The organism is Streptomyces albidochromogenes, assembly GCF_005981925.1.
In the GTDB taxonomy this organism is placed as follows: domain Bacteria; phylum Actinomycetota; class Actinomycetes; order Streptomycetales; family Streptomycetaceae; genus Streptomyces; species Streptomyces albidochromogenes.
In genome coordinates this window covers 1-876 of record NZ_VBVX01000639.1, presented here as the reverse complement: position 1 = coordinate 876, position 876 = coordinate 1, and the positions used below count along the sequence as shown (strand labels likewise).

Genomic DNA, 876 nt, shown 5'->3' with positions numbered 1-876 from the left:
TCGCCGTCAAGAAAGCCAGCACAGGGGGCTATTTATCCCTGATTGACTGGTCGCATCCGCTGCCCGCGGCTCCCCGATCAGGGGAGACCCACCACATGCACTGTCAGCTCCACCCCCGCCGCCGGCCTCAGACTGCGGCTGCCCAGACGGCCTCCGTCGGGCGGGGCCCATCTGCCGGGGTGCCCATCAAGATTCCTGCCCGCCCGACGGGTGGGATCGCCCCTTCCTCGCCCACACGGGCTCGGTATGCTCGCCGCTCAGTCCAGGGTCAGCAGATGCGCTCCTGGCACTTCCAAGCCGCCATGAACTGCCTGTCGGCGGACCGCATCGTCCTGCCGGGCGGTGCCCTATGACGGAGGAGTTTGGTACCAGCGTCTTCGAGCGCGCGCTGGAAGACCCGGAAGAGGCCGTAGTCACCCGACCGGTTGCCGAAGCGCAGGGCCTCCAGCCGGAGGATTTAGGTGTTCTGGTGCACCTGCTGTTGCTGCCCCCGACCACTCAGGCGACCGGCAAGACCTTGGCGGCAGGGATGCGCGCTCTTGGCTGGAAGATGAGTATCGACCGCTTCGAGGTGATCGCCAAGCGTCTGACAAGTGCCGGGCATCTACTCCGCCGGTCCGTCTACAACCCGAAGACGAAGCGCCCGGAGTGGCGCTACCGGGCATACCGGAACCCGGCCAACAACCCTCAGTACATCGCAACGGGCGCCGTCGCGCTGTCGCAGGTCAGCGGCGGAATCGGAGAAAACCCGGTTCCGGAGCGGACGTGCCCAGGGGAAACCGGGGAAAACCCTGCTTCGCCTGGTCAGAGCCAACATCGGGTATTGCCCGGTTCCGGAGCGGAATCGGGGAAAACCCGGTTTCCCTCGGGCGGCGT

Annotated in this window: 1 protein-coding gene; it reads left to right on the top strand. The window is 66.6% G+C overall.

Annotation, left to right across the window (positions count from 1 at the left end; translation table 11 throughout):
• Nucleotides 1-349: 349 nt before the first annotated feature.
• The coding region (locus E2E34_RS34495) for a hypothetical protein (RefSeq protein ID WP_138905739.1) at nt 350-876 on the top strand (527 nt) is incomplete at its 3' end.